Genomic DNA, 5879 nt, shown 5'->3' with positions numbered 1-5879 from the left:
TTGCATTGAGAGTGTTGCTGATTATTGTTGTGATGCAGATAATGGGCATGCAGTTAACCTTGTTTACCGCATTGGTTGGCGCATTTGGCGTTGCTGCCGGTTTAGCACTTTCCGGCACGTTGCAAAATTTTGCCAGTGGCGTTTTAATCCTGCTGCTCAAGCCCTTTGTTATCGGCGATAATATCGTTACGCAGGGGACAGAAGGCACAGTAACTTCTATCCAGATATTTTATACCCAGGTAAAAACTTATGATAACCGGACGCTTATTGTACCCAATGGCCAATTGTCAAACAATACCATCGTCAACCTGAGCCGCGAAGGAACGCGGCGGCTGGACATCAACTATAAGTTCCCTAATAGCATCGATATCAAACAAGCAAAAACAGTTATTAATGGTATTGTTGATAAATGCGAAAGTGTTTTAGCCACACCAGCACGGCGCATTGGTATTATCACCTTAGATCCGGATGCTTTTACGATAGGTATTAATGTATGGGTAAATGCCCATGGATTTGAAGACACAAGGCAGCAACTGCAGGAAAGTATTTTGCAGGGTATTAAAGATGCGGGAATCAAAATACCTGGTGTTGCCTGACGTATTGATAACACAGCAAATATCTCCGGTAAATTTCTTTTATTTTGAATGGAATATCCTGATATCAAGTATCAAAAAAAACTCCTCCGATTTTTTTACCGGTAAATAAGCTTTCTGCGCTGTTTATCGCCCCCGAAAAAGGTGATAAGGATCATTTTATTTGACCCGGCCGGCTTTTTAACGGCTGTTAGATTTTCTATCTTCCTGTTGTCCAGTATCTTTTTTTTAAATTGAGTAAGGTAAATTAAGTGATTTTCGTCATTTGTTCGAAATATAGTTTTAGTTAAATTACATGTTATAAAAAAGGTATTTATTTAGTGGAAATTGATTACAGTTAACAAAAATGAAATAATGCCATTTTTCCCCGGAAGCAAACGTGACGCGTTTGACGGAAATGTGGCGGAGCAAAGGCCCTTTTGATATTTTTTAAACTGTATAAAAAAAGTAAATAAATTGTAAAACCACTGTTAATATGTTAGCCATTTTAACAACCTAAGTGATTTATTATTTTTATTTTTACCATTTAATGAGTCCTCTCATTACTATTTGCCAATTAATAAACTATAGTTGAAACCAACAGACGACAAAAACCCGGAATACTTCCACAAGGTGGTGGATTGTCAGTATGCTTGTCCCGCACACACTCCCGTACCTGAATACATCAGGTTAATTGCAGAAGGAAAATATACTGAAGCTTATATGATCAACTGGGAATCCAATGTGTTCCCCGGTATCCTTGGCCGTACCTGCGACCGTCCCTGCGAACCGGCTTGCAGGCGCGGCAGGGTTGAAGAAGAGCCCGTTGCTATTTGCCGGCTAAAGCGCGTGGCAGCCGACCATAAAGATGATGTAAAGCAATTTATGCCGAAAGTGCCGTTCGAAAAAAACGGCAAGCGGATCGCGCTCATCGGTGGAGGGCCGGCATCGTTGACGGTAGCCCGCGACCTTGCGCCACTTGGTTATGAGATCCATTTGTACGATGAACAGGATGCGGGTGGCGGTATGATGCGCAGCCAGATTCCCTCATTCAGGCTCCCGATCAGTGTGTTGAATGAAGAGGTAGATTATATCCTGGATATGGGCATCCATACCCAATTTAAAACATATGTATCCAGCCTGCAGGAAATACTGGATATGGGCTATGATGCTGTTTTTGTTGGAACCGGCGCCCCACGGGGACGTGACCTGATCATTCCCGGTCGTAAAGAAGCTGCTGAGCATATACATATTGGGGTAGACTGGCTTGCTAGTGTAGCCTTTGAGCATACCCATCAAATCGGCAAAAAAGTGATTGTGCTGGGTGGCGGCAACACCGCTATGGATTGCTGCCGTACCTCACGCCGTCTGGGTGGCGAAGTGGTTAAGGTAGTGGTACGCAGCCCTTATGCCGAAATGAAGGCCTCGCCATGGGAAAAAGAAGATGCATTGCACGAGGATATCCAGATTTTGGATAACCATGTGCCTAAAATATTTGTAGTTGAAGATGGCAAGCTGAAAGGCATGACTTTTGAGAAAGTGCACGCCGTATTTAATGAAAAAGGCAAACGCACATTAGTGCCTACCGGCGAACCGGAAGTATTTATTGAAGCGGATGACGTATTGGTGGCTATCGGCCTTGAAAATACGTTCCCCTGGGTTGAAAAATCAACCGGGGTGGAATTTGGCGAATGGGGTATGCCGACAGTTGATCCCGTTACTTTCCAATCTACCAATAAAAGCGTTTTCTTCGGCGGCGATTCAGCTTTTGGGCCTAAAAACGTGATTACCGCGGTGGCACACGGACACCAGGCGGCTATCTCTATCAATTTATACCTGAAAGAGAAATCACTTACCGAAAGGCCGTCGCCATTTGTGAATTTGGTGAGTCAGAAAATGGGCATCCATGAGTGGAGTTATGAAAACGAAGTAGAAAATGACTTGAGGTATGCCGTACCGCATGCAGCCAAAACGGTAACGTTATCAGACCGCAAGATGGAAGTGGAACTGGGTTTTGATATCCAGACGGCTATTAAAGAGGCCCGGCGCTGCCTCAACTGCGATGTGCAAACCGTATTTGTAAAAGACAGATGTATAGAGTGCGATGCCTGTATGGATATATGCCCTACCTCATGCATCACCTTTACGGCAAATGGCGGGGAAGAAGACTTGCGAACCCGATTAAAGGCGCCATCGTTGAATTTAAGCCAGGATCTGTATGTATCAGACACCCTGCCTACCAGCCGGGTAATGGTAAAAGACGAAGATGTTTGCCTGCATTGCGGGTTATGTGCCGAGCGCTGCCCAACTTCGGCCTGGGATATGCAGCAATTTTTATATAAGGTTACCAAAGCATGTTAAGTGATGCATCAAGATAAAGTGAACGATTTTGTGGTACGGTTTGCCAATGTGAACGGTACAGGATCAGCAAGCGCCAATTACCTGTTTGCAAAAGCGATTTTCAGGATGGGGATACCGGTTACCCCCAAAAATATTTTCCCCTCAAACATACAGGGATTACCTACCTGGTATGATGTCCGGATCAGCGAAAAAGGTTATTTAGGCAGGCGCGAAGGCGTGGATTTTATGGTTTGCGTTAACCCGCAAAGCATGCCGGACGATGTGCGTTCCGTTAAAGCTGGAGGCTACTTTTTGTACGACAGTACCAGGAAGCTGCACCCGGAATTGATCCGCGAGGAGGTGAATTATATCGGGATCCCTTTAATGGAAATCTGCAACCGTGAGTTTACTGATCCACGACAGCGGCAGTTGTTCAAAAATATCGTTTATGTGGGTGCGCTGGCGCAAATGCTCGGCATTGAATTTAAGGTGCTGGAAATATTATTGGAAGAACAGTTTAACGGTAAAGAAAAACTGATCGCCCCAAACATTAAGGCATTAAAATTGGGTGCGCAGTATATTCTCGACAATTATAATTACCCCATCGACTTAAAACTTGAACGCCGTGACCTGGTGGGTGATAAGATAATGATTGATGGCAATGCCGCCTGCGGCCTTGGCGCAGTTTACGGCGGTGCAACGGTGGTCGCCTGGTATCCGATAACGCCATCTACTTCGGTTGTGGAAGCTTTTGAAGGCTATGCGAAAAAGATGCGGATTGACAAAGAGACCGGCAAACACAACTATGCCATTGTCCAGGCTGAAGATGAACTGGCCGCCATTGGGATGGTGATCGGTGCCAACTGGAACGGTGCGCGTTCATTTACCGCAACCAGTGGCCCTGGCTTATCTTTAATGAATGAGTTTTTAGGCCTGGCTTATTTCGCCGAAATACCCACTGTTTTGATTGATGTGCAGCGCACCGGGCCATCCACAGGTATGCCAACACGTACCCAGCAATCGGATATTTTGCTGGCAGCTTATGCATCGCACGGGGATACCAAGCAAGTATTGCTCTTCCCATCCGACCCAAAAGAATGTTTTGAAATGACCGCCGGTGCATTCGATCTTGCTGAGTTGTTACAAACACCAATTATTATGATGACGGATCTTGACCTGGGCATGAATGACCATATGTCTGAGCCGTTTGTATGGGATGATCAGCGCAAATACAATCGCGGCAAAGTGCTTAACGCACAGCAACTGGAGGAACTGCCCCAGTTTGGCCGTTACCTGGATGTAGATGGCGATGGCATTACCTATCGCACCATCCCCGGCACGCACCCCACCAAGGGTTCATTTTTTACCCGTGGAACCTCGCGCGATGAATTTGCTGCCTATACCGAAGACGGCGATGTTTACGCCCGCAACATGGACAGGTTGCTAAAAAAATGGGATACCGCCAAAGACATTGTACCGGCACCCTACCTGTATCAAAAAGAAAATAAAAGCCCTTATGGCGTGCTGTTTTTTGGCACTTCCACCTACTCTGCGGAGGAAGCAATGGATCTGATGGGCCATGGCAATGTGTCTTTCGATGCTATGCGGATAAAGGCTTTCCCTTTTAACAAAACGGTGGAAGATTTTATCAATACCCACGAAAAAGTATTTGTAATTGAACAAAACCGCGATGCGCAGCTGCGCACCCTGCTGGTAAACGAACTGGATGCGAGTCCTCAAAAACTGATCTCTATTTTGAATTATAATGGGATGCCGATTACAGCGGATAACATCATTACGCAGATCAGCAAAAGTTTATCACCGGCTAAAAAATTGATTTACCACCAGTAACATATCGTCATGACTTATATACGTTCACAATTCCGCCACCCCGGCTTGCCGAAAAATGATTTGGGCTATACCACCAAAGAATATGAAGGCGCCATATCCACCTTATGCGCAGGCTGCGGGCACGATTCTATCAGCGGAAGTATCATACAGGCATGTTTTGAAATGTCGATAGCGCCGCACCGTATTGCCAAGCTATCGGGTATCGGCTGCTCATCAAAAACGCCTACCTACTTTTTAGGGCACTCACATGGCTTTAACTCCGTACATGGCAGGATGCCATCGGTAGCTACCGGCGCCAGTATGGCCAACCGCGACCTGCTTTATATGGGCGTATCCGGCGATGGCGACAGTGCTTCTATTGGCATGGGACAGTTTGTGCATGTTATCCGCCGTAACCTCAATATGGTGTACATCGTGATGAACAACGGCTGCTACGGCCTCACCAAAGGGCAGGACTCCGCCACTGCGGATGCAGGCTCCAAAAGCAAAAAAGGCGTGGCCAACCCCTTCCAGCCGATTGATATGGCAGGCCTGGCGCTTGAACTCGGGGCTTCGTTTGTGGCACAAAGCTTTTCGGGCGATAAGGAACAACTGATCCCCCTGATCAAAGCGGCGATTGACCATCCGGGCTTTGCTTTTATCAACGTGATCTCACCTTGTGTTACGTTTAACAACAACCCCGGGTCTACCAAATCCTACGACTATGTGCGCGAACATATGGAAGCCACCGCTACTGTAGATTTTGTGCCCCTGAAAAAAGAAATTACCACCAGCTACCAGAAAGGCACCGGAACCGACATTAAAATGCACGACGGCTCCTATATCCACCTGGAAAAACTGGCTGACGACCTTGATCCATACGACAGGCTCTCGGCAATGAACGCGCTTCAAAACGCCCGTAACAAAAACGAGATCCTCACCGGTTTACTCTATATCAACCCTGAATCGACTGATTTGCACCATACCATACAAACCTCGGATAGCGCTTTGAACAGTTTGAGCCAGGCGGAATTATGCCCGGGGAGTAGTGTTTTGGAGGGGATTAATGGGGAGTTGAGGTAGAGCGCGCTGAAAATGTATAAAATCAGGTAGTATCTCAAGCTGAATTTACCCTTT

4 protein-coding genes are annotated in these 5879 nt (G+C 46.3%); all 4 read left to right on the top strand.

All coding sequences use genetic code 11. The features are described from left to right. Positions 1 to 596 (top strand): mechanosensitive ion channel domain-containing protein (locus QZY09_RS13850; RefSeq protein ID WP_295673289.1); only part of this gene is annotated, 596 nt, incomplete at its 5' end. A gap of 567 nt (positions 597 to 1163) precedes the next feature. Continuing rightward, positions 1164 to 2933 (top strand): FAD-dependent oxidoreductase, encoded by a 1770-nt coding sequence (locus tag QZY09_RS13845; protein WP_295673287.1) that lies wholly within the window; start codon positions 1164 to 1166, stop codon positions 2931 to 2933. A 3-nt stretch (positions 2934 to 2936) separates the two neighbouring features. Then, positions 2937 to 4763: a 2-oxoacid:acceptor oxidoreductase subunit alpha gene (locus QZY09_RS13840; protein ID WP_295673286.1), complete on the top strand. Its 1827-nt coding sequence runs from the start codon at positions 2937 to 2939 to the stop codon at positions 4761 to 4763. Between the two features lie 9 nt (positions 4764 to 4772). Beyond that, positions 4773 to 5825, top strand: a complete 1053-nt coding sequence (locus QZY09_RS13835) for a 2-oxoacid:ferredoxin oxidoreductase subunit beta (protein ID WP_295673285.1) — start codon at positions 4773 to 4775, stop codon at positions 5823 to 5825. Positions 5826 to 5879: the final 54 nt, after the last annotated feature.

Origin of the sequence: uncultured Mucilaginibacter sp., from assembly GCF_903913935.1 — a bacterium.
GTDB lineage: Bacteria > Bacteroidota > Bacteroidia > Sphingobacteriales > Sphingobacteriaceae > Mucilaginibacter.
This window is presented reverse-complemented; position numbering and strand designations above follow the sequence as displayed.